Raw genomic sequence first — 22,708 nt, 5'->3', positions numbered from 1 at the left:
CGCATGCCAGGTTGGCTGCGCGCGTCTGGCCGGAACAGCGAAATGTTGGGCTTCGCTTCGCTCAACGCCAACCTGCAGCCGACTCCCGCCATTTGGGTTGGGCTGCAGGTTGCGGCGGGGCGCGTAGCCTGGGGAGCGCAGCGACGACGCCCAACGCCCCCGCTCGCTACGTCGCGCACATCCCTGCAACCGGAGCCGCTGGCCGCAGCAGGCGCGCGGTCTTCCATTCGAAGCCCAGGGTCAGGCCGGTTGCCGCGCAGGCCAGGCCCAGCGCCAGCCCCCACCAGACGCCGTCGGCGCCCCAGCCCAGCGGGAAGGCCAGCAGCCAGGCCGCCGGCACGCCGATCAGCCAGTAGCAGACCAGGCCGACCCATAAGGTGGTCTTGCCGTCCTTCAGCCCGCGGATCGCGCCCATGGCGATGGTCTGGGTGCCATCGAACAGCTCGAACCAGGCCGCCACCGCCAGCAGCGATACCGCCAGCTCGACGACCTCGCGATAGGCCGGGTCGAAGCGGTCGAGGAACAACCCCACCACCCACTCCGGTGCCTGCCAGAACAGTGCCGCGAAGCCGAGCATGCAGGTGGCGCCGAAGCCGATGCCCAGGCGTCCGGCGCGCCGCGCCTCTTCCAGCCTGCCGGCGCCGAAGTGCTGGCCGATGCGCAGGGTCACCGCATAGGACAGCCCCACCGGCACCATGAAGGCCACATACACCGACTGAATGGCGATCTGGTGCGCGGCAAGTTGCGCACTGCCCAGCGCGCCCATGCACAGCGCGGAGAACGCGAACAGGCCGGATTCCACCGCATAGGTGCCGCCGATCGGCAGGCCCAGGCGCAGCATGTCGCCCAGCGCTTCCCGCGACGGCCGCAGCAGGCCGGTGAGCAAGGCGTAGGCGCGATAGGCCGGGTGCCGGCCGATATGCAGTGCCAGCAGCAGCGCCATGCTGTTCATCACCAGCGCCGTGACCAGGCCGATACCGGCCAGACCCAGGCGCGGCAGGCCGAACCAGCCATGGATCAGCGCGTAGTTGAGCAGGAAGTTGGCCAGCGCGCCGCCGATGCTGATGGCCATTACCGGGCCGACCCGGCCGATGGCGCTGGTGAAGCCGCGCAGCGCCATGAAGCTGAGATAACCGGGCAGGGCAAATACCAGGGTAGAGAGAAAACTCATCGCCCCGGCGACGCTCTCCGGGGCCTGGCCGAACGCCAGCAACGGCCGGTGCAGCCCCAGCAGCAGCGCGCCGGCGGCCACCGCCAGCACCCAACCGATCCACAATCCGGCCTGGGTCATGCGCGCCGCACCGGCGACATCCTCGGCGCCGTGCCGGATCGCCACCAGGTTGCCCACCGCCGCCATTACCCCGACGCAGAAGATCGACACGAACGAATAGCTGGCCGCGCCAAGGCCGCCGCCGGCCAGTGCCGCCGGGCCGAGCTGGCCCATCATCAAGGTGTCGGTGAACACCATCAGCACATGGGCCAACTGCGCCGCGATCAGCGGCCCGGCCAGATGCAGGATGGCTTTCAGTTCGTTGCGTGCAGTCATGAGTCTGGCTCAGCGAGAGGTCTTGCCGGCGCACGACGCGCAGGCTGAGAATGGCGCCAATTCTCCGGGTGTTAACCGTCGCTGCACAAAAGGATAAAAGCGATGGAAGGCATGATTAAAACTCATAGGTAATCGCCGTGCGCCGACTTCCTCCCCTGTATGCCTTGCGCGCCTTCGAAGCCGCTGCCCGGCACGCCTCCTTCACCCGCGCGGCGGATGAACTGGCGATCACCCAGAGTGCGGTGAGCCGGCATGTCCGCACCCTGGAGGAACACTTCGGCTGCCGGCTGTTCCAGCGCCAGGGCCGCAACCTGCAGCTCACCGAGCCGGCGCGGCTGCTGCTGCCCGGCCTGCGCGACGGCTTCGATGCGCTGGAGCGGGCCTGCGCCAGCCTGCGGGTGGACGACAGCATCCTGCGCCTGAAGGCCCCCTCGACCCTGACCATGCGCTGGTTGCTGGCGCGCCTCAGCCGCTACCGCCACCTGCACAGCGACAGCGAGGTGCAGCTGACCAGCGCCTGGATGGACGTGGACAAGGTCGATTTCCTCAACGAGCCCTTCGACTGCGCCGTCTTGCTGCTTGGCGAAGGTGCGAGCAATCCGGAGTGGGAGTGCACGCTGCTGTTTCGCGAGTGGCTGATCCCGGTCTGCGAACCCGGGCTGGCTGCTTCCGGCCCCTGGACCGCCGAGCGCCTGGCCGCCGCCGACCTGTTGCACCCGACCCCCGACCGCCGTGACTGGCGCCAGTGGCTGAACCGCATGGGTCTGGACGGCACGGTATCGCTCAAGGGCGGCCAGGTGTTCGACACCCTGGAACTGGGCATGGTCGCCGCCTCGCGCGGCTACGGCATTTCCATCGGCGACCTGGTGATGGTCGCCGAAGACGTCGAAGCCGGCCGCCTCGGCTTGCCCTGGCCCAACGCGGTGGCCAGCGGCGACAGCTACTACCTGGTCTGGCCGAGGGCCCGCAGCGGCCAGGAGCGCCTGCAGCGCCTGCGCGACTTTCTGCTGGCGGAAATCACGGCAATGCGTTTGCCGCAGGTGCAGTTGCTGGACAGCCGAGAGGCCTAGCAGGCGGTTGAAAAACTACCTGCGTCAAAAAACAGGCTGGATCGCCAGCCCGGTCGGAAGGCTCATCTACAGCGCGTAAGTCGGGTGCGACCCCTGCCGCTTCCGCGCCAGTCTTGCGGGGCCGTCTAGGCCTTGTCTTGCGTGCCTCGCCGACGCTATTCAACGGCCTGCCGGTCGCTTGTGTCGGAGGCGGGCAGGGCGTCGGCGAGCCAGTCGAGGAATGCCCTGACCGGCGCATGGCGTTCGCGGCCGGGCACGCACGCCGCCAGGTAGCGGCCACCGGGTAGCTTGATTTCCGGCCGGTAGGGCAGCAGCAGGCCATGTTCGACCGCCTCGGCCACCAGCACGGTGCTGGCCAGTACCAGGCCCTGCCCGGCGATGGCGGCTTGCAGCGCATAGTGCTCGTCGTCGAACTCCCGCAGGCTGGCGCCGTCGAGCCAGCTCTCGGCCCGGGCGGCAGCGCACCAGGCCGGCCAGTCGATGGCGGCCATCGGTGGCGAGGTCCAATGCACCTTGATCAGCTCGAGACGGCCTTGCTCCGCTCGCCGCAGGCAGGACGCGGCGCCGTAGACGCCGAACTGCTCATCCAGCAAGGGCATCTGGTACAGCTCCCCCGGTTCGCCGAAGCAGCAGCGCAGCGCCAGATCGATGCCGGCATTCCGTGTCAGGTCCACCAGCTCGTTGCTGGTCTCGACGCGCACGTGCACCCGGGGATGACGGCGGTGGAATTCGCCCAGCCGGGGAATCAGGCGCAGCGCGGCGAATGCCGGGGTGGTCGTCAGGGTAAGGCTGTCGGCGTCGAGGGACGGGCGCAGCCGGTCCAGGCTTCGGTTGATTTCAATGAATGCGTCGTGCAGACGACCGAAGAGCTGTTCGCCCGCCTGGGTGAGCTGAACACCCTTGCCGGCACGGTCGAACAGCAACACGCCGAGCCCGCTCTCCAGCGCCTTGATCTGGTGGGAGATCGCCGTTGGCGTGACCGCCAGCTCGATGGCGGCGGCCTTGAAGCTGCCAAGCCGGGCGGCGGATTCGAACGTGCGCAGTGCGGTCAGCGGCAGCCGGGCGAACATGATTGGGTATCCAGAGATGAAATGAATTCAGCCTGGCGGACTATAGCTCATTTGCCTGCTCACCCTCGCCTGCCTAGCGTAGGCAGCCTGTTCGAAGGCGTGGAGGCGGATATGCAGGGGCCCGTGAGGAAAGTTATACAGGCGTTGCTGTACGAGGCGCTGGCAGTGTTGTGCATCTCCCCGGCCCTCGCGCTGGTCCATGACCAGGGGCTGGCCTACTCGACCACGCTGGCGGTGTTGATTTCGGTGATCGCGCTGCTCTGGAACATGGGCTACAACGCGGCGTTCGAGGCCTGGGAAGCGCGTCAGGCCCGCCGGTCGCGCACGCTGGCGCGGCGGATTGTGCATGCGCTGGGGTTCGAAGGGGGCTTGGTGCTGATCCTGCTGCCGCTGGTGGCCTTCTGGCTGGACATTTCCTGGCTGGCGGCACTGGCGACCAACCTGAGCCTGTTCATCTTCTTCCTGCTCTATGCCTTCGTGTTCCAGTGGCTGTTCGACCGGCTATTCGGAGTTCCCGACTCGGCGAAGCCGCTCTCATGCGAGTTGCCGTGAGCGCCTCGGCTGGCCAAATCCGCTACGCGGCCTAGATTGGTGGGATCCCCCGCGAAAAGGAATTCCCATGAGCTCCCCGTTCATCAGCCACAGCGAGGCGTTCCGCGACGTGCTCGGCGCCGATCCACAGTTCTTCACCGTGATCGAAACCGATGCCCATGAAGGGCCGGTGTATGTGCCCGAGGAGGACGCCCTCTACTTCACTACGCTGCCACAGAGCGGAAACGTGCCGCTGCCTGGTTTCCTGCAGGTAGACATCAGGCGCATCGACCTGCGCGGCGGCGATTTTCCGTTGCCGCCCGACGCCGCGACCACGGTGTGCGCCGCCAGCAACGCGGCCAACGGCATGACCCTCGACCGCGAAGGCTACCTGCTGGTCTGCGAGCAGGGCAGCAAGACATCGCCTGCGCGCATCAGCCGCTTGCACCGGGCCAGCGGGGCGCAGGAAACCGTCGTCGACCAATGGCGCGGCCTGCGTTTCAACTCGCCCAACGACGTGGTGGTCAAGAGCGACGGCACCATTTGGTTCACCGACCCCGCTTACGGTGCGCTGCAAGGCTTCAAGGAAGCGCCGCTGCTCGGCGACTTCGTCTATCGCTACGATCCGTGCTCGCGGGGCTTGAGCGTGGTAGCGGACAGCTTCGACAAGCCCAACGGCCTGGCCTTTTCGCCGGACGAGTCGGTGCTCTATATCACCGACAGTGGCGCCATCCAGGTGCCCGGCAGCTACTTCGTCGAGCGGCCGCACCATATCCGTGCGTTCGATGTACGGGGCGGTCGGCATCTGGCCAACGAGCGGCTGTTCGCCGTGGTGAGTCCGGGCATTCCGGACGGCATCAAACTGGACACCGCCGGACGGGTCTACAGTTCCTCGGCCAGCGGCGTGCAGGTATTCGACCCCAGCGGCGACCTGCTCGGCGAGATCATCGCGCCGGGCGTGGCGAACTTCTGCTTCGGCGGGCCGGGCAACGACACCTTGTTCATGCTGGCGGACACGGTGATCTGGGCGGCGCGCCTGGCGGCGGTCGGCGCAGCGCGCAGCTAGCCCAGATTGGTGCGGTATTGCAGCGCTTCGCCCAGATGCTGCCGATCGATTCGTTCGGACTGCTGCAGGTCGGCCAGGGTGCGCGCCACCTTCAGGATGCGATGGGCGGCACGCAAGGACAGCCCGAGACGTTCGCAGGCTTTTTCCAGCCAGGCCTGGTCGTCGCCGTGCAGCGCGCAGTGCTGGCGCAGGCCCGGCAGGTCGAGGAAGGCATTGGCACGGCCCTGGCGAGCGAGCTGTCGTTGTCGCGCGGCACTGACCTGGGCGGCGGCGCTGGCGCTGTCCGGGCCGCCGCCGGGGGCGACATGCAGTGCGGTGGCCTCGCGGGCGACGGTGACGTGCAGGTCGATGCGATCGAGCAGCGGCCCGGACAGCTTGGCGCGGTAGCGCTGGATCTGCTCTGGCGTGCAACGGCAGCGGCCGCTGGGGTCGCCCAGGTAACCGCAGGGGCAGGGGTTCATCGCCGCGACGAGCTGGAAACGTGCGGGGAAACGCACCTTGTCATGGGCGCGGGCGATCACGATTTCGCCCGATTCCAGGGGCTCTCGAAGCACCTCCAGAACCTTGCGATCGAATTCCGGCAGCTCGTCGAGAAACAGCACGCCCTGGTGCGCCAGGGTGATCTCGCCCGGCCGCGGGCGGCTGCCGCCGCCGACCAACGCCGGGCCGGACGCACTGTGGTGGGGCTGGCGAAACGGGCGTTGCGGCCAGGCATCCAGCGGCGAATGGCTGGCTACCGAATGGATGGCAGCGACCTGCAGTGCCTCCTCCTCGTCCAGCGGCGGCAACAGGCCGGGCAGGCGGCTGGCCAGCAGGGTCTTGCCGGTCCCCGGCGGGCCGCTGAACAGCAGGTTGTGCGAGCCGGCGGCGGCCACCAGCAGGGCGCGCTTGGCGGCGGCCTGGCCCTGCACGTCGGCCAGGTCGGGGTAGGGCTGGCTGCGCCGGATCAGCCCCTGGGCCTGGTAGGGCGCCAGCGGCGTCTGGCCGTTGAAGTGGGCCGCCAGTTGCAGCAGATGGTCGGCGGCCAGCACGGTCAGCCCGGCGGCGAGGCAGGCTTCCTCGGCGTTGGCGCTCGGCACCACCAGGGTGCGCCCGGCGGCACGGGCGGCCAGGGCGGCGGGCAGCACGCCCTGCACCGGGCGCAGGGCGCCGGACAGCGCCAGCTCGCCCAGGCATTCGACGTCCGCCAGGCGTTCGGCAGGCAACTGGCCGCTGGCGGCAAGAATGCCCAGGGCGATGGCCAGGTCGAAGCGACCACCGTCCTTCGGCAGGTCGGCGGGAGCCAAATTCAATGTGATTCGGCGAGGCGGAAAATCGAAGCCGGAGGTGAGGATGGCGCTGCGTACGCGGTCCTTGCTTTCTTTGACCGCGGTTTCCGGCAGGCCGACCAACGCCAGGGACGGCAGGCCGTTGGCCAAATGGGCCTCGACGGTGACGGCGGGGGCTTCGACGCCGACCTGGGCGCGGCTGTGGACAATGGCCAGGGACATGCATCACTCCTTGATGGCATGCCGCGCGGCGAGCGTTTACTCGGCGGGCGGCGTCTGCGGCGACTGCGGTGGAATCTTGGCTTCGAGTTCGGCGACCTTGGCCTCCAGTGCCTCGAGGCGGGCGCGGGTCCGCGCGAGCACTGTCATCTGGCTGTCGAATTCTTCCCGGCTGACCAGATCGAGCTTGCTGAAGGCGCTCTGCAACAGGGCCTTGAGCTGGGCTTCCACTTCGCTGCGCGGCAGCGGGGAGTCGCCATTGAACAGGCGCGATGCGTGGGTGCCGAGGGCGTCTAGCAGGGCTTTGGGCGGCAGCATGGGAACGATTCCGGTGAAAAACGCGGTCGGCAGTGTAGCACGAGGCCTTTCGCCCGCAGTGGTGCACGCTTTTTGCGCAGGGGATGAAGGCGGGGCGCACCGTTGTAGTGCGGGTGCGGCCGTGCGAAACCCCGCCATGCTGTCGTTTTGCCGGCTAAGCGCATGAAAAACCGAACTTTTCACCAGAGTGGCAAGATTTCTGCTTTATGCCCCGTGACGCGTGCACCGATGCAGTTCCGGTGCGTCGGGCGGAGCTGGAGCTTTCGCCAGGAGCGGTTGGCTGGTGTCACACGGGCCACGGCGGGCCTGCGGCGCGTTACAAAGCCAGATACTGCGCTTAGACTTGAGCCGGGTTCGCATTCCTGGGGCAAGTCCACCTTACACGGGAGAGAGTTATATGAAGCTAGTCACTGCCATCATCAAGCCGTTCAAGCTGGACGACGTGCGCGAATCGCTGTCGGAGATCGGAGTGCAGGGCATCACCGTCACCGAGGTCAAGGGCTTCGGTCGGCAGAAGGGCCATACCGAGCTGTACCGCGGTGCCGAATACGTGGTCGATTTCCTGCCCAAGGTGAAAATCGACGTGGCTATCGCCGACGACCAGCTCGACCGCGTGATCGAGGCCATCACCAAGGCCGCCAACACCGGCAAGATCGGTGACGGCAAGATCTTCGTGGTCAACCTGGAGCAGGCCATCCGCATCCGTACCGGCGAAACCGGCACCGACGCGATCTAAGCGCCCCCGAACCCCCAAAAAGCCCCAGGAGCCAAACCCATGACTCTGCGAAAAATCGCAGGGCTAGGAGCCCTTTTGTCCCTCGTTCCAGGCATTGCCTGGGCGCAGGAGGCAACCCTCGACAGCGGTGACACGGCCTGGATGCTGGTCGCTACCGTGCTCGTGCTGTTCATGACCATCCCCGGCCTGGCGCTGTTCTATGCCGGCATGGTGCGTTCGAAGAACGTACTCTCGGTGCTCATGCAGTGCTTCGCCATCACCGGCCTGATCAGCATTCTGTGGGTCGTCTACGGCTACAGCCTGGCCTTCGACACCACCGGCATGGAGCAAGGGGTGATCAACCTCAACTCCTTCGTCGGCGGTTTCTCCAGGGCGTTCCTCAGCGGCCTGGGCACCGACAGCCTGGTAGGCAGCATTCCGGAAAGCGTGTTCGTCACCTTCCAGATGACCTTCGCCATCATCACCCCGGCGCTGATCGTCGGTGCCTTCGCCGAGCGCATGAAATTCTCCGCGATGCTGATCTTCATGGCCGTGTGGTTCACCGTCGTCTACGCGCCCATCGCCCATATGGTCTGGAGCGGCGACGGCGCGCTGATGTGGGACTGGGGCGTGCTCGACTTCGCTGGCGGCACCGTGGTGCACATCAACGCCGGTATCGCCGGCCTGGTGGCCTGCCTGGTGCTGGGCAAGCGCAAGGGCTACCCGACCACTGCGATGGCGCCGCATAACCTCGGCTACACGCTTATCGGCGCGAGCATGTTGTGGGTCGGCTGGTTCGGCTTCAACGCCGGTTCCGCGGTGGCCGCCAACGGCACCGCCGGCATGGCCATGCTGGTGACCCAGGTCGCCACCGCCGCCGCTGCGCTGGGCTGGATGTTCGTCGAGTGGCTCACCCACCGTAAGCCGAGCGTGCTGGGCATCGCCTCGGGTGCGGTGGCCGGCCTCGTGGCCATCACGCCGGCCTCCGGCACGGTGGGCCCGATGGGCGCGCTGGTCATCGGCCTGGCTGCTGGGGTGATCTGTTTCTTCTGCGCCACCAGCCTCAAGCGCAAGCTCGGCTACGACGACTCGCTCGACGTATTCGGCGTGCATGCCGTCGGCGGCATCGTCGGCGCCATCCTAACCGGCGCCTTCGCGGCACCCGCGCTGGGCGGTTTCGGCGAAGTGGAAAGTATCGCGGGGCAACTCTGGATCCAGGCCGAGGGGGTGGCTTTCACGGTGATCTACACCGCGGTCCTGACCTTCGCGATCCTGAAAGTCATCGATCTGGTGATGGGCTTGCGCGTCAGCGATGAGGAAGAGACCGTCGGCCTCGACCTCGCCTTGCACAACGAGCGTGGCTACAACCTGTAAGCACACGGAGCGCGCCCGGAGCCAACCCGGGTGCCTTAACCGAACGGCGCTGGAAAAGCGCCACGGCAAGAGGTGATTCATGGATAACACAGCACTGATTCCCATGCAGTACGCATTGGATACCTTCTACTTCCTGATCTGCGGTGCGCTGGTGATGTGGATGGCGGCCGGTTTCGCCATGCTCGAGGCGGGCCTGGTGCGCGCCAAGAACACCACCGAGATCCTGACCAAGAACGTCGCCCTGTACGCGGTGGCCTGCGTGATGTACATGCTGATCGGCTACCACATCATGTATTCCAGCCCGGAAGGCGGGTTCCTGCCGAGCTTCGGTTTCCTGCTCGGCGAGGAACATGCCGCCGACGTGATCGCCGCCGGCGGTGACGGCGCGCCCTACTACTCGGCGCGTTCCGACTTCTTCTTCCAGGTGGTGTTCGTCGCCACCGCCATGTCCATCGTCTCCGGCGCTGTCGCCGAGCGCATGAAGCTGTGGGCGTTCCTGGCCTTCGCCGTGGTGATGACCGGCTTCATCTACCCGGTCGAAGGCTACTGGAAGTGGGGCTCGGGCTTCCTCAACGAAGCGGGCTTCCTCGACTACGCCGGCTCCGGCGTGGTGCACATGACCGGTGCGGCCGCCGCGCTGGCCGGCGTGCTGCTGCTCGGCGCACGCAAGGGCAAGTACGGCGCCAAGGGCCAGGTCAATGCCATCCCCGGCGCCAACCTGCCGTTGGCCACCCTCGGCACCTTCATCCTGTGGATGGGCTGGTTCGGCTTCAACGGCGGCTCGCAGCTGAAGATGAGCACCATCGACGATGCCAATGCCGTGGCCAACGTGTTCGTCAACACCAACATGGCCGCCGCCGGTGGCCTGATCGCCGCGCTGATCGTAGCCCGCATCCTGTTCGGCAAGGCCGATCTGACCATGGCCCTGAACGGCGCCCTGGCCGGCCTGGTGGCCATCACCGCCGAGCCGCTGACCCCGTCCGCCATCCAGGCCACGCTGATCGGCGGCGTCGGTGGCGTGCTGGTGGTATTCAGCATCCTTGGCCTCGACAAGCTGAAGATCGACGATCCGGTCGGTGCCATTTCCGTGCACGGCGTGGTCGGCATCTGGGGCCTGCTGGCGGTCTGCCTGACCAATGGCGACGCCAAGCTGAGCGCCCAACTGCTGGGCATCGGGGTGATCTTCGCCTGGGTGTTCATTGCCAGCCTGGTCGTCTGGGGTGTGCTCAAGCTGGTCATCGGCCTGCGAGTATCCGAGGAAGAAGAATACGAAGGCGTGGACATCGCCGAATGCGGCATGGAAGCCTATCCGGAATTCACCAAGCAGTAATTTCCGGAAGAACTTCGAAGGGCGCCCTCGGGCGCCCTTTGTTTTTTTCCTGGCCGCGCTAGAATGCGCGGCGCTGGAACGCAGCGCGGCGTGCGGCATTGAACCTTGCGGGCGATTCGGCACCGTATGATTCAGGCGGTATGACGAAACGGGGCTTTCATGTGGCGGCAAACCTTGATCACCTTGCGGGCGCGTCCTCGCGGGTTCCACTTGGTCACCGATGAGGTGCTGGCGGCGTTGCCGGAACTGTCAGCCTACCGGGTGGGTCTGTTACACCTCTGCCTGCAGCACACCTCGGCCTCGTTGACCGTCAACGAGAATGCCGACAGCGCGGTGCGGCGGGATTTCGAACGTTTCTTCAATCGCCTGGTGCCGCAGGGCCAGGGCGGCTACGAGCACGATTACGAAGGGCCGGACGATCTGCCGGCGCACTTCAAGGCCAGCCTGCTGGGTTGCCAGTTGAGCCTGCCGATTGCGCAGGGGCGGCTGGCGCTGGGCACCTGGCAGGGAATCTACCTCGGCGAGCATCGCGACCATGGCGGTGCGCGCCGGCTACTCGCCACCCTGCATGGCGAGGAATTTGAAGGCGGCGCCAGGGAGGCGCTTGCCGAGCCGGCTGGTTAGCCCCGGCTCTCGTCGGTGCCTTGCATCGGCGACCGGCACGGTGTGCCGCAGCACCACTCGGGTTGCAGTGGTTGTTGAATTTTTTCCGGCAGCGTTAGAAAGCTGGCGCTGCTGGGCTATAACTAACCTGCTTTTCGCAAGTCATGAGGTTGAGCATGAGCGACGAAGAATTGGAACAAGACGATCTGGAAGCAACCGACGAAGAGGACGGCGAAGAGCTGGCCACGGCGGATGACGACGGCGATGGCGACGACGACAGTTCCGAGCGCGCGGCGCCCACGGGCAAGAAGGCCAAGGCTGCGGTCGACGCCGATGAGCTGCCGAGCATCGAAGCCAAGCAGAAGGAGCGCGAAGCCCTGGAAAGAGCCATGGCCGAGTTCCTCGCCCGTGGTGGCAAGGTCCAGGAAGTGGAGCCCAACGTAGTTGCCGATCCGCCGAAGAAGCCGGATAGCAAGTACGGCAGCCGCCCCATCTAGTTCCCCGAATGCGAAAGAAAAAGCCCGCCTACTGGCGGGCTTTTTTGTGGTCGTGGTGTGCGTTGCTGCGGGTGAAGAGGACGCGAATCCGCTGCCGAAAGCCCAGTGGGCGAGCTGTCAGGGGCGCCAGTGTGCTGGCGACGGGTCAGGCGCGGCCCCAACCTTCCAGCAGCGCGGGCAGCTCCGCCAGGCTGCGGATTTCCGCGTGGGCCGGGGTTGCGCCGGTCCACGGCTTGCCCAGCGGGTTGTACCAGATCGCCCGCAGGCCGGCATTCAGCGCGCCGCCAATGTCATCGCCGGGATGGTCGCCGATATGCACCGCGTGCTCGGCTTCCACTCCGGCGCGCTTGAGCGCTTCGCGAAAGGGATGCGGGTCGGGTTTGCCGATGCCCAGCTCCTCGGCGCAGAGGGCGAACTGGAAGTAGTCGGCAAGGCCCAGGCGACGCACGTCGGCATTACCGTTGGTGAGCACGCCGAGCATGTAGCGATTGGCGAGCCGTTCCAGGGTCGGCTGCACGTCCGGGAACAGACTGACCTGGTGGCGGGCCTCGAGAAAGGTCTGGAAGCCGGCCTCGGCCAGTTCGCTGGCCTCCACCGCGGTGTAGCCGGCGTCCTCCAGGGCGTGGAACAGGATGCGTCGGCGCAGTTCGCTGAGGCGGTGGCGCAGCATCGGGTCAGCCTCCAGCAAGCGCGAGCGAATCGCCCACAGGTGCTCGATCGGCACCGGCCCCAGGCGCGGGGCGTGGCCCCCCAGCCAGTCGCGCAAGGCGGCTTCGGCGCCATGCATCACCGGGGCGACGTCCCACAGGGTGTCGTCGAGATCGAAGGTAATCAGCCGAATGCTCATGAGGGGTCGCCTTTACTGCGCTTGGCGCGGGGATGGGCGCGGTCATAGACCGTGGCCAGGTGCTGGAAGTCCAGGTGGGTGTAGACCTGGGTGGTGGCGATATCGGCATGGCCGAGCAATTCCTGCACTGCGCGCAGGTCCTGGGAGGACTCCAGCAGGTGGCTGGCGAAGCTGTGCCGCAGCATGTGCGGGTGCAGGTGCTGGCCCAGTTCGCGCACGCCGGCCTGGCGCACCCGCAACTGCACGGCACGGGGGCCGAGGCGGCGGCCCTGCTGGCCGATGAATACGGCGCCGTCGACCGGGCCGGCCAGGGCGCGCAACGGCAGCCAGGCCTCCAGGGCCTGTCGCGCCTTGCTGCCGACCGGCAGTTCGCGGGTCTTGTTGCCCTTGCCGCATACCCGCACCAGGCCGGCGGAGAGGTCGAGGCCGTCGAGGTCGAGGCCGACCAGTTCGGCCAGACGCAGGCCGGAGGAATAGAACAGTTCGAGCATGGCCTGGTCGCGGCGGGCCAGGAAGTCATCCTCCACCGCACCGTCCAGCAGTTGCTGGGCACGGTCGGTGTCCAGCGTGTGCGGCAGGCGACGCTCGCCCTTCGGCGGACGCAGGCCGGCGGCCGGGTCGTGCTGGCAGATACCTTCGCGCAGCAGGTAGCGATAGAGCCCGCGCACCGCCGAAAGCAGTCGCGCCAGGCTGCGGCTGGACTGGCCCTGCTGGTGCAGGCGAGCGACCAGGCTGCGCAGGTTGCGCACGTCCAGGTTCGCCCAGTCGTCGATGGCCTGCCGGGTGCAGAGGGCGATCAGCTTTTCCAGGTCGCGCCGATAGCCGGCCAAGGTGTGCGGCGACACCTGGCGCTCGCTGCGCAGGTGTTCGAGGTAGGCGTCCAGATCAGCGGCAAGCTTCAAGCTCAAGCTCCAGTTGATGCGGTCCGCCGCTGTTCTGGCAGCTCGTGGCTGCCCCTAGCGTACCGAACGCAGCGGCGTGGCGAAGCGCGGCAGCACGCGGGCCAGCACCTCAGCGACGTAGCCGAGGAACAGCGTGCCGAGGGAACTCTTGTAATGCTGCGGGTCCGGGCTGCCGATGGCGAGGATGCCGTGCAGACCCTGGTGGCTGAGGCTGACCACCGCGGCGGAGCCGACCTGGTCACGCTCGGCCTCGCCGAACAGGAAGCTCAGTTCGTGGGGCCGCAGCACGCCGCAGATGGTCTTGCCGCCAGCGAGCAGGCCGCCAATGGCCTGGTGCGCCTCGGCGGCGCTGACCGAGCGGCCGACGCCAAGCGACATCTCGCTGAACAGGATCAGGCTGACATAGGGCACCTGGAATTCGTGGCGCAGGCTGTCTTCCACCGTGCCGATCACCTCTTCCAGGCTGGTGGCGTCGAGCAGGTCGAGCACCAGGCGGCGGGTCTTGTCGAACAGCCGGTCGTTGTCGCGGGCCACGTCCATCAGTTGGGCCAGGCGGTGGCGCATCTCGATGTTGCGCTCGCGCAGCAGCTTGACCTGGCGCTCCACCAGCGACACCGCATCGCCGCGCGAATGGGGGATGCGCAGCTCGGGAATCAGCTCGTCGTGGTCGACGAAGAACTCGGGATGGGCGCGCAGATAGGCGGCGACGGTCTCGGAGTCGAGCGGCTTGGGCGGCTGATCGGTCATAGACGAACCTGTCCTTCGTAAACGCGCACGGCGGGCCCGGTCATCATAACCGGCTGCCCGGGCCCTGCCCACTCGATGGACAACCGCCCGCCGGGCAGTTCGATCTGCACCGGCGAGTCCATCCAGCCCTGGCGAATCGCCGCGACGGCGGCGGCGCAGGCGCCGGTACCGCAGGCCTGGGTCTCGCCGGCACCGCGTTCCCAGACGCGCAGCCTGGCCTGCTTGCGGTCGACGACTTGCAGGAAGCCGACGTTGACCCGCTGCGGAAAGCGCGGGTGGTGTTCCAGCTTCGGCCCCAGCTCATGCACCGGTGCCGTGCCCACGTCATCGACGCGCAGCACGGCATGGGGATTGCCCATGGACAGCGCGGCCAGTTCGACCGTCTGCCCGTCGACCTCGACGCGGTAGTGAGTGGCTTCGGTCTCCGCCTGGAACGGCACCTGTTTCGGCTCGAGCCGTGGCGGGCCCATATTGACGCGGATCTGGCCATCCGGGCGCACGTCCAGTTCGATCGGGCCGCCCTTGGTTTCGACGCGGATCTGCCGTTTCACCGTCAACCGCTTGTCCAGCACGAAGCGGGCGAAGCAGCGTGCGCCATTGCCGCATTGCTCCACTTCCGAGCCGTCGGAATTGAAGATGCGGTAGCGGAAATCGACATCCGGATTGCTCGGCGGCTCGACGATCAGCAGTTGATCGAAGCCGATGCCGGTATGCCGGTCGCCCCATTGCTTGGCGTGCTTGGGCTGGATGTGCGCGTGCTGGCTGACCAGGTCGAGCACCATGAAATCGTTGCCCAGGCCATGCATCTTGGTGAATCGCAACAGCATGGCATCACTCCGGCAGCAGGCTTTCGGCGGCGTAGAGCTCCTGCACGGTTTCCCGGCGGCGCACTTCGAAGGCTTTTGCGCCATCCACCAGCACCTCGGCGGCGCGGCCGCGGGTGTTGTAGTTGGAACTCATGACGAAGCCGTAGGCGCCGGCCGACTTCACCGCCAACAGGTCGCCCTCGGCCAGTGCCAGCGCACGATTCTTGGCGAGGAAGTCGCCGGTTTCGCAGATCGGCCCGACCAGGTCATAGGGGCGTGTCGCGCCGTCGCGCGGCTGTACCGGCACCACGTCCATCCAGGCCTGGTACAGCGCCGGGCGGATCAGGTCGTTCATCGCCGCATCGATGATGGCGAAGTCCTTGTGCGTGGTGTGCTTGAGGTATTCCACGCGGGTCAGCAGCACGCCGGCGTTGGCGACGATGGAGCGGCCCGGCTCGAACACCAGGGTCAGGTCGCGGCCCTGGATGCGCTGGCGCACGGCGGCGATGTAGTCGCCGGCCTGGGGCGGGTTCTCGTCCTTGTAGCGCACGCCGAGGCCGCCGCCGAGGTCCAGGTGGCGGATGCGAATGCCGCGCCCGGCGAGCCGGTCGATCAGCGCCAGCAGGCGGTCGAGGGCATCGAGGAACGGCGGCAGCGCGGTCAGTTGCGAGCCGATGTGGCAGTCGACGCCGACCACTGCGAGGTTCGGCAACTCGGCGGCGCGGGCGTAGACCGCCTCGGCCTGCTCGATATCGATGCCGAACTTGTTTTCCTTGAGGCCGGTGGAGATGTACGGGTGGGTGCCGGCATCCACGTCCGGGTTGACCCGCAGCGATATCGCGGCGGTCTTGCCCAGCTCGGCGGCGACTTGCTGCAGACGCTCCAGTTCGTCGACGGACTCGACGTTGAAGCAGTGCACGCCGACTTCCAGCGCGCGGCGCATGTCGTCGCGGGTCTTGCCGACGCCGGAGAAGACGATCTTGTCCGGCGCGCCGCCGGCGGCCAGCGCCCGCTCCAGCTCGCCGCGGGAGACGATGTCGAAGCCGGCGCCGAGGCGGGCCAGCACGTTGAGCACGCCGAGGTTGGAGTTGGCTTTCACCGCGAAGCAGACCAGGTGCGGCACGCCGGCGAGGGCGTCGGCATAGGCCCGGTACTGCGCCTCGATATGGGCGCGGGAGTAGACGTAAGTCGGGGTGCCGAAGCGCTCGGCGATGGCAGACAGCGCTACGTCTTCCGCGAACAGCGTACCGTCGCGGTAGGAGAAGGCCTCCATGGGTGCCTCCTGATCAGAATTCGTAACGGTCTTTGCTGTGTTCTTTGGCGGCCTTTTCGTCGTCCGGCAGGTACAGCGGGCCTTTTTGGCCACAACCAGCCAGGGCGGCAGCGAGCACGGCGAGCGCGAGGAAGGGAAGCAACAGGCGCTTCATGGCGGAATCCTTTATGAAAGCGTGAATTGTGCCGGAGTATACCGGCCCCCCGGCGCCTTGCCTATGCGCCGGCGCCCGGCTGGCGGGCCTTGCGGCCGGCTACGGGGGGTGTCGGCGGCGTCGGGTCGCGACGCGGGCCCGGGGCGGCGTTATCCTGTTGCCACGGGTCGGCGTGTCGCCGTCCCTTCCATTGTGTGAGGAAGCTTGATCCATGAGCCTGAGCGAAGCTCGCTATCACGACCTGATCGATGCCGTTCAACAGGAAATCGAAGACGTTTTCGACGACAGCGACCTGGATGTCGACCTGGAGAATTCCGCCGGTGTGCTCACCGTGCGCTTTCCCAATGGCAGTCAGGTGATTCTCAGCCGCCAGGAGCCGCTGCGGCAGCTATGGGTGGCGGCGCGCTCGGGCGGGTTCCACTTCGACTATGACGAGACCGCCGGCCGCTGGATCTGCGACACCAGCGAAGAGCCGCTGGGCGAATTGCTGACCCGCGTGGTCCTGGAGCAGGGCGGTGAGGAACTCGACTTCGAGGAACTCTGAAGGGCCGCCGAGGGTCCCTTCACCGTGCATTCGGCAGTGCTGCCTCGACCCGCAGGATATCTGCCTCGGCTGTGGCCGTAGCCTGGCCGAGATCCTCGAGTGGGGTGCGGCGGACGAGAGCCGGCGGCGACAGATCTGCGTCGACGCCCAGGAGCGCGTGCAGCGGGCGGCCGAAGCGAAGCGCTGAACGAGCCGCGCATCTTGCGCTTTCTCCGTGCTGTGTTACGGTCGATCCGAGTCTCGCCATCGAGTACCGAGAAACCCCGCCCCACCGGGCGGGGTTTTTATTTTTCCGAACCCTTCCAGGGAGAACATCCTTCGCCATGAGCATCACGCCACCGATCATCATCACCCGTCTCGATCTGCAACGCCTGGAGCAACTGCTGGACAGCCTGGACGACTACGGTCCCGCTGCGCAGGCGCTGGAAAGCGAGCTGGCGCGGGCGCAGGTGGTCGGCCATGACGAAGTGCCGGCCGGTGTGGTGACGATGAATTCGCGCGTGCATTGCCGCGAGGAAGGCAGTGGCAAGGATTACCACCTGAAGCTGGTGTATCCGCAAGAGGCCGGCCAGGACGGCACGGTCTCGGTGCTGGCGCCGGTTGGCTGCGCGCTGCTGGGCCTGTCGGTCGGGCAGTGCATCGACTGGCCGACCCCCACCGGCAAGACCTTGCAGTTGACGCTGCTGGCGGTGGAGTACCAGCCGGAAGCCGCCGGCGAATACGCGCGCTGAGCGCGGTAATGATCTAAAGTTGCGGGCAGCCGCAACGGTGCATGGAACCTGTGCCGGGGTTGCGCGTTCTCACTCCGGCATGGAGGCCCCTATGTCCAGTCTTCCCCTGTATTTTCCCGCGGGTTTCTCCCTGCCGCAGGCTTTGCTCTGCGCGCAGTTGGTGGCCGCGGCCTACGACCAGTACGACCAGTGGCAGAGCCAGAAGCGTCCGCGCCGGCCGCAGGACTTCCACTGGCAGGCGCCGTCGATGAGCGGCTGGAGTTTCTCCACGCCGGTCTGGAGCATTCTCAGCGACCTGCACTTCATCAACGAATCGGAACCCTTCGGCTTTGCCGCCCGCGACCCGCAGGGCGAGGTGTACCTGGTTTTCCGCGGCACGGACACCGTGCAGGACTGGCTCGACGACCTCGATGCCGACCAGCAGCCCTACCCGTGGAACAGCGACTTCGGCAAGGTCCACGCCGGCTTTCTCAAGCTCTACCGCTCCCTGCGCGATCTGGCGCTGCAGGCCCTGGACGACATGCAGCCCGCCGGCCCATTGTGGGTCTGCGGCCACAGCCTGGGTTGCACCCTGTCCAGCCTGGCGGTGCCCGACCTGCGGGAGCGCTGGCCGGACCTGGCGCTGCAGCACTACAACTTCGCCAGCCCGCGGCTGGCCGCGCCGGATTTCGCCGCCGCCTACAACGCGCTGGCGGTGCCGACCTACCGGGTGGTGAACGACAGCGACCTGGTGCCGGAGGTGCCGCCGGGGGTGACCGGTTCCTGGCTCTATCAGCACCTCGGCCTGGCGATCACCTTCACCGCCAGCTATGCCGGCGTGGCGGCCGACCACAGCCTGACCGATTGCTACCTGTACGCCTTGCAGCACCCGGAAGCGCCCATGCGCGGCTGATCGGCTGCGCCGCTGGGTCGTCGAGCCTGCCAGGAACACAACGACAGGCGTGACGCAGCCGAGCGTGTGCTCGGCGCTACGGGTTGCGCGCGGAGCCTGGTGTGGCTGTCCTGGCGGCTCGCCGGCAAGCAGTCCAGCGGCGGCCTGTCCGGACGGACCGGGTGTACACCGCTAGTCCCCGCCGCCGCCACAGCCCCCGCCGCAACCTCCGTCGCTTCCGCCGGAATCGCCACCGCAGCCGCTGCCGGCGCATCCCGAGCTGCAACCGATGTGGCCGGCACAGTAGTCGCCGGTGGCGATGCCCTGCCCATCGCTGCAATCGAGACGGTAACGAAAACCGTCGGCGATGCCCAGTTCGGCATCGAGGGCGAACAGCAGCGGCAAGCGCTCGGGTGAGCGCGGCGAGATGCCTTCGCGGGCGCAGGCCAGGCGCCAGGCGCGGCGGATGCCTTCCTGGGCCTGGGTCGGACTCTTCATCGCTTCGCTCGGCACATGGTGCAGGAAGCGGCCGATGCCTTGCTTGCAGAACTGCTGGTACTGGCGGGTATGCAGGATCAGCTCGTGCCAGAGCACGTCCACCGCCTGCGACGGCATCGCCACCAGGCGGCGGTTGGCCATGCGGCACAGCTGGAAGTATTCGCGCAGGCCCTCGAGCGCGCGGGCGGTCTGCGCTTCGCTGAGCTGGGGGTAGCGTGCGGCCAGCTTGTTGCGCAGGCGCGGGGGGAACGGATAGCGCCGGATGAACGCTTCGCGTGCCGCCATGCGCCGCTGGCGCAGCAACCAGTAGCCGGCGAACAGGGCGCCGCCGAGCAGCAGAGTGGGGACCAGGGTCATGGGGGCTCCTTGACGTCAGGCGCTTTGCAGGGCGCGGTTCAGCGCCTCTTCCAGCTCGGCCTTGTAGCGCAGGTAGTGCACGGTCTGGGCGTAGCCCTCGCCGAGCACGCGGGTCAGGTCGAGGTCGGTGATGTAGCAGTGATAGCGCTCCGGGGTGCGGCGCTGGGCGAGGATATGCCGGGCCACGGCGGCGAACAACTCCGGGCCGTATTCCAGCTCGGAAAACTCGCGGTGGTTGCAGAACAGCGTGACGTGGACACGGCCGGGGTCGGCGGCAGGCTCGACGATGGCCTGTACGTCGTAGAACGGGTGGCTGATCGGCGCCTGTGGCGGGCTGCGGCGCTCCAGTTGCTGGGCGCGCCCTGGCAAGGGCGGCAGCACCTCGTAATAGAGAATCTCCAGTGCCGTCGGCGGCAGCGGGTCGTTCAGCGGCAGCAGGGCGTTGCGGCGATACAGCAGCGACTGCAGGAAGCGCTGCACCGGGGTCAGCAGGCTCTGTTCGTCGCGGAACGGCAGGCGCTGGCGCCAGAGGGCGTTGTGTTCGTCGAGCAGGGTCAGCTCGGCCTGCTCGCCGTCCCGGCGATAGAACACCTGGATGCAGTCGGGGCGCGCGACCGGCAGGATCAGCGCCAGGTCGTGCTCCTCCAGCGCGTGGCGGTCGAGGTGCAAGGGGCTGTAGCGCGGCAGTTCTTCGCCGAGCTGTTCGAGCAGCGCCGGCAGATCGGGCAGGGCGATGTGACTGACCGCGCCGGGCTGCAGATCGAGCAAGTGGAAGTGCTGCTGCACCTGCAGCAGGTAGCGGCTGGCCGGGTCGCTGTCGAGGGTGGCGAGTACCTCATGGAACAGCTCGTCGACCCGCTGGGCGATCGCCGCCGCGCGGTTCTTGCAGAAGCAGCGCACCCGCAGCTGTGGGCGCGGCGCCCGCGGCGGCAGGCTGTTGAGAAAGTCGCGCAGGCAATCGAGCAGCGCATGGGGGCCGTCGTAGCGGCTGACCAGCAGCTCGTTCCAGCTGTTGAGGGTGATCTGGTCGAGGGTCAGCACCAGGTTCTCGCGCACCCCGGCGTAGCCCAGCGAATCGGTGCGTCCGGTGGCCATGTGCACGTTGAGCTGGCTGTGGGCCTTCAGCGGATCGACGCCGACGTTGACCAGCAACAGTACCTCGCGCGGATGGCTGGCGCGCAGCAGGGTCTCTTCGCCCACCGGCGGCAACGGCAGCGGCAGTGCCTGCTGCAGGCTGGCCAGCAGGTTGGACAGCTCGTACTCGGTCAGGTCGCTCTGCCCCGGATGCAGCGACAGCCGCGTACTGGCGTCGATCACGCCGTTGCGGTGGCACCAGGCGAGCAGTTCGCCCAGTTCGCGGGCCCGCTTGAGCGGGGCGAAGTCCGGCCATTCCTGGGCATTCAGGCTGCCGGCGAACAACGCCCACTGGGTTTCGCCCGGCGCTTCCGGGCTCGCGCAGTGGACCAGGGTCAGGGTGTCCTCGGCCAGGTCGGGGGCGATGCCGGGGTTGATGAATTCGATCTTGCCGGCCTTGCGCTCGAAGGCGGCGTACAGGCGTCGGCCGAGCACGCTGAGGTCGCGGCTGTTCAGCGAGCTGCCGGCCTGCTGGCTGCGGGCGAATTCGGAGAGGAAGCGGTAGCTGTAGGTCAGCTCGTTGACCAGCGCGCGGCGCTCGGCGCTGACCTGGCGCACCTTCCACTGGCTGCGGCTGTCGAGCGTGGCGAGCTGGCGCGCATCCCAGCCCCAGTTGGCGGTCAGCCGCTCCAGCAGCAGGCGCTGCCAGCTCTTGCGGCGGCCATGGGGCGGGCGGCTGAGCTTCTTGTTCACCTTCAGGTACAGGCAGCGGCGGATCAGCTCCAGGCGCTCGTGGTCGCGACGCCCGAGCAGGTATTCCTCCAGCCGGCGGTAGACCACGATGTAGGGGTCCAGCTCATCCACGTCCAACTGGTTGGCGTAAACGGCATGCTTGAAGCGCAGCGACAGGCATTCCACCTGCGGGTGCTCGCTGGCGTAGACCTCGGTGAGCAGCAGCTTGAGCACCGATTTGTACGGCGAGTCGATGCCCTTGAACAACTGCCACATGCCGGCGCCGATGAACTCTTCCGGCGGGATGCGCGCCAGGTGGCCGAGGTCGATCACCTCGTCGGCACGCACGAAGCGCTTGGACAGCAGCGCATGGGTGTAGTCGCGGTAGCGCTGTTCCTCGTAGACCGGCACCAGCCACCACAGCGGCGTGCGCCCGGCCAGCCAGATGGCGGTGCGGTAGAACTCGTCGAGCAGCAGGTAGTGCTGGGTGGTGCCGCAGTCGTCGGAGGTCAGTTGTGCCTCGCGGTCGCCGACGGTGAAGCGCTGCGGGTCGATCAGGAAGAAGTGCGCCTCGGCGCCGAGGGTGGCGGCCCAGGCTTCCAGCAGGTCGCACTTGCGCCGCAGGTCGTCGACCCGCATCGGCAGCAGGTCGGTGTCGTGGCAGACCCACAGGTCCATGTCGCTCTTTTCCGCCTGCGCCACGGTGCCCAGGCTACCCATCAGGAACAGGCCGTGGATCGGTCGCGGCGGGTTGCCGCGCTGCGGCTTGTAGGCGAACGAGCGGGTCAGGCGCTGGGCTTCGGCGAGCAACTGGCTGTCCGGCTCGAAGCCTGAGACGCCGGCGGGGGTCTGCCCGGAAACGTAGCCCGGCAGCAGCGGGTGGTTCACATGGAACAACAGCGGCAGCAGCTTGAGCACCAGTTGCTGGCGCGTCGACAGCGCCTGCATGGCCCGCTCCAGGCGCGCGTCGTTGACCTGCAGGAAGCGTGCGCGCAGACGCGACAGCTCCTTGCGGTCGATACCCTCGTCGATGTTCGGACGAATTTCCTGGGTGCGCGTCATGGCTGGATCATGGCGGAGTGATGGCCCTAGGTTAGCAGCCGCCTCTCGGTTGGGCAGCATCATCGGACTGGCGTAAAGACGGCAGCGCTGGTCGACGCAAAGTCGCCGGCAACCCGTCGCAACGGCGTGGCGGCGAGCGGGGGTCGATCTGCTATCGGCGCGCCCGGCGGCACACTTGAGTGCGCGGCCGGGCGGGCCGACGAAACGTCAGGCGGTTTCGCGGGCGGTGGTGAGGATCGTCAGCAGAGTCTGGGCGTGCTCGGCGGCATCCAGCCCGAGGCTGGTCAGGTAGCCACCGTCGGCCTGGCTGATGAGGCCCTTGGCATGCAGGCGCTCGGCGGCGGCGACCGCTTCGGGCGCAGCGTTCCGGTGCACCTTGAGGCCTTCCTGGGTGTTGGCCAGGTTGTACAGGGCGAGGATTTCCAGTTCGGCAACCAGTTCGGCGGTAAAGGACATAGATGCTCCTGCATCGGCTGGGCGGTACCGGGGCTGGCCCCGGCGGA

General features: G+C 67.4%; 25 protein-coding genes. 12 read left to right on the top strand and 13 right to left on the bottom strand.

What is annotated here, in order from left to right; all coding sequences use genetic code 11:
* Positions 1-166: 166 nt before the first annotated feature.
* Entirely contained in the window at positions 167-1,546 is a 1,380-nt protein-coding gene (locus ACWKV7_RS05220; protein WP_483856590.1) for a NorM family multidrug efflux MATE transporter, read from the bottom strand.
* A gap of 137 nt (positions 1,547-1,683) precedes the next feature.
* Between ACWKV7_RS05220 and ACWKV7_RS05215 the strand changes: the two genes are divergently transcribed.
* Positions 1,684-2,616 (top strand): LysR substrate-binding domain-containing protein, encoded by a 933-nt coding sequence (locus ACWKV7_RS05215; RefSeq protein WP_483856589.1) that lies wholly within the window; start codon positions 1,684-1,686, stop codon positions 2,614-2,616.
* A gap of 155 nt (positions 2,617-2,771) precedes the next feature.
* On the opposite strand, the gene ACWKV7_RS05210 is transcribed toward ACWKV7_RS05215, so the two are convergent.
* On the bottom strand, positions 2,772-3,686 hold the full coding sequence (locus ACWKV7_RS05210) for a LysR substrate-binding domain-containing protein (RefSeq protein WP_483856588.1): 915 nt from the start codon (positions 3,684-3,686) through the stop codon (positions 2,772-2,774).
* 111 nt (positions 3,687-3,797) lie between these two features.
* Here ACWKV7_RS05210 and ACWKV7_RS05205 point away from each other — a divergent pair, with 111 nt between their 5' ends.
* Both ACWKV7_RS05205 and ACWKV7_RS05200 read left to right on the top strand, forming a co-directional pair.
* Positions 3,798-4,238, top strand: a complete 441-nt coding sequence (locus ACWKV7_RS05205; RefSeq protein WP_483856587.1) for a PACE efflux transporter — start codon at positions 3,798-3,800, stop codon at positions 4,236-4,238.
* Positions 4,239-4,305: 67 nt separating this feature from the next.
* Positions 4,306-5,283, top strand: coding sequence for an SMP-30/gluconolactonase/LRE family protein (locus tag ACWKV7_RS05200; RefSeq protein ID WP_483856586.1), 978 nt, complete (start codon positions 4,306-4,308; stop codon positions 5,281-5,283).
* On the opposite strand, the gene ACWKV7_RS05195 is transcribed toward ACWKV7_RS05200, so the two are convergent.
* Complete coding sequence (locus tag ACWKV7_RS05195; RefSeq protein ID WP_483856585.1) at positions 5,280-6,773, bottom strand: YifB family Mg chelatase-like AAA ATPase; 1,494 nt, start codon at positions 6,771-6,773, stop codon at positions 5,280-5,282. The genes ACWKV7_RS05200 and ACWKV7_RS05195 overlap by 4 nt on opposite strands.
* Before the next feature lie 36 nt (positions 6,774-6,809).
* Positions 6,810-7,088 (bottom strand): accessory factor UbiK family protein, encoded by a 279-nt coding sequence (locus ACWKV7_RS05190; protein WP_483856584.1) that lies wholly within the window; start codon positions 7,086-7,088, stop codon positions 6,810-6,812.
* Positions 7,089-7,485: 397 nt separating this feature from the next.
* On the opposite strand from ACWKV7_RS05190, the gene glnK reads away from it, so the two are divergent.
* The 5 genes from glnK (at position 7,486) to sutA (ending at position 11,607) form a co-directional block, all read left to right on the top strand.
* On the top strand, positions 7,486-7,824 hold the full coding sequence (glnK, locus tag ACWKV7_RS05185; protein WP_003457590.1) for a P-II family nitrogen regulator: 339 nt from the start codon (positions 7,486-7,488) through the stop codon (positions 7,822-7,824).
* A gap of 39 nt (positions 7,825-7,863) precedes the next feature.
* Entirely contained in the window at positions 7,864-9,177 is a 1,314-nt protein-coding gene (locus ACWKV7_RS05180; protein WP_483856583.1) for an ammonium transporter, read from the top strand.
* A gap of 79 nt (positions 9,178-9,256) precedes the next feature.
* Entirely contained in the window at positions 9,257-10,507 is a 1,251-nt protein-coding gene (gene amt / locus ACWKV7_RS05175; RefSeq protein WP_483856582.1) for an ammonium transporter, read from the top strand.
* Between the two features lie 159 nt (positions 10,508-10,666).
* Positions 10,667-11,131 (top strand): secondary thiamine-phosphate synthase enzyme YjbQ, encoded by a 465-nt coding sequence (locus tag ACWKV7_RS05170; protein WP_483856581.1) that lies wholly within the window; start codon positions 10,667-10,669, stop codon positions 11,129-11,131.
* A 155-nt stretch (positions 11,132-11,286) separates the two neighbouring features.
* On the top strand, positions 11,287-11,607 hold the full coding sequence (sutA, locus tag ACWKV7_RS05165) for a transcriptional regulator SutA (RefSeq protein ID WP_483856580.1): 321 nt from the start codon (positions 11,287-11,289) through the stop codon (positions 11,605-11,607).
* 145 nt (positions 11,608-11,752) lie between these two features.
* On the opposite strand, the gene ACWKV7_RS05160 is transcribed toward sutA, so the two are convergent.
* The 6 genes from ACWKV7_RS05160 to lptM are packed head-to-tail and all read right to left on the bottom strand — an operon-like array spanning position 11,753 to position 16,336.
* Complete coding sequence (locus ACWKV7_RS05160; protein WP_483856579.1) at positions 11,753-12,454, bottom strand: HAD family hydrolase; 702 nt, start codon at positions 12,452-12,454, stop codon at positions 11,753-11,755.
* A complete protein-coding gene (gene xerC / locus ACWKV7_RS05155; protein ID WP_483856578.1) occupies positions 12,451-13,356 on the bottom strand; it encodes a tyrosine recombinase XerC in 906 nt (301 codons plus the stop codon). Before xerC ends, ACWKV7_RS05160 begins: the two co-directional genes overlap by 4 nt.
* Positions 13,357-13,410: 54 nt before the next feature.
* Positions 13,411-14,103, bottom strand: coding sequence for a DUF484 family protein (locus ACWKV7_RS05150; protein ID WP_483856577.1), 693 nt, complete (start codon positions 14,101-14,103; stop codon positions 13,411-13,413).
* Positions 14,100-14,930: a diaminopimelate epimerase gene (gene dapF, locus ACWKV7_RS05145; protein WP_483856576.1), complete on the bottom strand. Its 831-nt coding sequence runs from the start codon at positions 14,928-14,930 to the stop codon at positions 14,100-14,102. The genes ACWKV7_RS05150 and dapF overlap by 4 nt, the downstream gene beginning before the upstream one ends.
* A 4-nt stretch (positions 14,931-14,934) precedes the next feature.
* Positions 14,935-16,182: a diaminopimelate decarboxylase gene (gene lysA, locus ACWKV7_RS05140; protein ID WP_483856575.1), complete on the bottom strand. Its 1,248-nt coding sequence runs from the start codon at positions 16,180-16,182 to the stop codon at positions 14,935-14,937.
* Between the two features lie 13 nt (positions 16,183-16,195).
* Positions 16,196-16,336, bottom strand: a complete 141-nt coding sequence (gene lptM / locus ACWKV7_RS05135; RefSeq protein ID WP_483856574.1) for an LPS translocon maturation chaperone LptM — start codon at positions 16,334-16,336, stop codon at positions 16,196-16,198.
* A 211-nt stretch (positions 16,337-16,547) separates the two neighbouring features.
* Here lptM and cyaY point away from each other — a divergent pair, with 211 nt between their 5' ends.
* The 4 genes from cyaY (at position 16,548) to ACWKV7_RS05115 (ending at position 18,503) form a co-directional block, all read left to right on the top strand.
* Positions 16,548-16,880 (top strand): iron donor protein CyaY, encoded by a 333-nt coding sequence (cyaY, locus tag ACWKV7_RS05130; RefSeq protein WP_483856573.1) that lies wholly within the window; start codon positions 16,548-16,550, stop codon positions 16,878-16,880.
* Positions 16,852-17,067, top strand: coding sequence for a DUF1289 domain-containing protein (locus ACWKV7_RS05125; RefSeq protein ID WP_483856572.1), 216 nt, complete (start codon positions 16,852-16,854; stop codon positions 17,065-17,067). The genes cyaY and ACWKV7_RS05125 overlap by 29 nt, the downstream gene beginning before the upstream one ends.
* A 136-nt stretch (positions 17,068-17,203) precedes the next feature.
* Complete coding sequence (gene rnk / locus ACWKV7_RS05120) at positions 17,204-17,611, top strand: nucleoside diphosphate kinase regulator (protein WP_483856571.1); 408 nt, start codon at positions 17,204-17,206, stop codon at positions 17,609-17,611.
* Positions 17,612-17,702: 91 nt separating this feature from the next.
* Positions 17,703-18,503, top strand: a complete 801-nt coding sequence (locus ACWKV7_RS05115; RefSeq protein ID WP_483856570.1) for a lipase family protein — start codon at positions 17,703-17,705, stop codon at positions 18,501-18,503.
* Between the two features lie 171 nt (positions 18,504-18,674).
* Here the strand turns inward: ACWKV7_RS05115 and ACWKV7_RS05110 are convergent, their stop codons facing one another.
* The 3 genes from ACWKV7_RS05110 to ACWKV7_RS05100 form a co-directional block, all read right to left on the bottom strand.
* On the bottom strand, positions 18,675-19,337 hold the full coding sequence (locus ACWKV7_RS05110; RefSeq protein ID WP_483856569.1) for a glycine-rich domain-containing protein: 663 nt from the start codon (positions 19,335-19,337) through the stop codon (positions 18,675-18,677).
* Between the two features lie 15 nt (positions 19,338-19,352).
* Positions 19,353-22,205, bottom strand: coding sequence for a class I adenylate cyclase (locus ACWKV7_RS05105; protein WP_483856568.1), 2,853 nt, complete (start codon positions 22,203-22,205; stop codon positions 19,353-19,355).
* A gap of 207 nt (positions 22,206-22,412) precedes the next feature.
* Positions 22,413-22,661 carry a TIGR02647 family protein gene (locus ACWKV7_RS05100; RefSeq protein WP_483856567.1) on the bottom strand — a complete coding sequence of 83 codons (249 nt, stop codon included), beginning with the start codon at positions 22,659-22,661 and terminating at the stop codon, positions 22,413-22,415.
* Positions 22,662-22,708 lie beyond the last annotated feature (47 nt).

It is taken from the genome of Zestomonas ipomoeae, from assembly GCF_057128665.1.
The sequence above is the reverse complement of the archived record's forward strand: the minus strand, read 5'-3'. Positions and strand labels throughout refer to the sequence as shown.

Excerpts from the sequence above, each read along its gene's own strand:
- rnk (WP_483856571.1), top strand. The coding sequence starts at position 17,204 with ATGAGCATCACGCCACCGATCATCATCACCCGTCTCGATCTGCAACGC.
- ACWKV7_RS05180 (WP_483856583.1), top strand. The coding sequence starts at position 7,864 with ATGACTCTGCGAAAAATCGCAGGGCTAGGAGCCCTTTTGTCCCTCGTT.
- ACWKV7_RS05190 (WP_483856584.1), bottom strand. The coding sequence starts at position 7,088 with ATGCTGCCGCCCAAAGCCCTGCTAGACGCCCTCGGCACCCACGCATCG.
- glnK (WP_003457590.1), top strand. The coding sequence starts at position 7,486 with ATGAAGCTAGTCACTGCCATCATCAAGCCGTTCAAGCTGGACGACGTG.
- lptM (WP_483856574.1), bottom strand. The coding sequence starts at position 16,336 with ATGAAGCGCCTGTTGCTTCCCTTCCTCGCGCTCGCCGTGCTCGCTGCC.
- ACWKV7_RS05105 (WP_483856568.1), bottom strand. The coding sequence starts at position 22,205 with ATGACGCGCACCCAGGAAATTCGTCCGAACATCGACGAGGGTATCGAC.
- ACWKV7_RS05100 (WP_483856567.1), bottom strand. The coding sequence starts at position 22,661 with ATGTCCTTTACCGCCGAACTGGTTGCCGAACTGGAAATCCTCGCCCTG.
- amt (WP_483856582.1), top strand. The coding sequence starts at position 9,257 with ATGGATAACACAGCACTGATTCCCATGCAGTACGCATTGGATACCTTC.
- ACWKV7_RS05110 (WP_483856569.1), bottom strand. The coding sequence starts at position 19,337 with ATGACCCTGGTCCCCACTCTGCTGCTCGGCGGCGCCCTGTTCGCCGGC.
- ACWKV7_RS05200 (WP_483856586.1), top strand. The coding sequence starts at position 4,306 with ATGAGCTCCCCGTTCATCAGCCACAGCGAGGCGTTCCGCGACGTGCTC.
- cyaY (WP_483856573.1), top strand. The coding sequence starts at position 16,548 with ATGAGCCTGAGCGAAGCTCGCTATCACGACCTGATCGATGCCGTTCAA.
- ACWKV7_RS05195 (WP_483856585.1), bottom strand. The coding sequence starts at position 6,773 with ATGTCCCTGGCCATTGTCCACAGCCGCGCCCAGGTCGGCGTCGAAGCC.
- ACWKV7_RS05210 (WP_483856588.1), bottom strand. The coding sequence starts at position 3,686 with ATGTTCGCCCGGCTGCCGCTGACCGCACTGCGCACGTTCGAATCCGCC.
- ACWKV7_RS05205 (WP_483856587.1), top strand. The coding sequence starts at position 3,798 with ATGCAGGGGCCCGTGAGGAAAGTTATACAGGCGTTGCTGTACGAGGCG.
- ACWKV7_RS05170 (WP_483856581.1), top strand. The coding sequence starts at position 10,667 with ATGTGGCGGCAAACCTTGATCACCTTGCGGGCGCGTCCTCGCGGGTTC.
- dapF (WP_483856576.1), bottom strand. The coding sequence starts at position 14,930 with ATGCTGTTGCGATTCACCAAGATGCATGGCCTGGGCAACGATTTCATG.
- lysA (WP_483856575.1), bottom strand. The coding sequence starts at position 16,182 with ATGGAGGCCTTCTCCTACCGCGACGGTACGCTGTTCGCGGAAGACGTA.
- ACWKV7_RS05160 (WP_483856579.1), bottom strand. The coding sequence starts at position 12,454 with ATGAGCATTCGGCTGATTACCTTCGATCTCGACGACACCCTGTGGGAC.
- sutA (WP_483856580.1), top strand. The coding sequence starts at position 11,287 with ATGAGCGACGAAGAATTGGAACAAGACGATCTGGAAGCAACCGACGAA.
- ACWKV7_RS05115 (WP_483856570.1), top strand. The coding sequence starts at position 17,703 with ATGTCCAGTCTTCCCCTGTATTTTCCCGCGGGTTTCTCCCTGCCGCAG.
- ACWKV7_RS05150 (WP_483856577.1), bottom strand. The coding sequence starts at position 14,103 with ATGACCGATCAGCCGCCCAAGCCGCTCGACTCCGAGACCGTCGCCGCC.
- ACWKV7_RS05220 (WP_483856590.1), bottom strand. The coding sequence starts at position 1,546 with ATGACTGCACGCAACGAACTGAAAGCCATCCTGCATCTGGCCGGGCCG.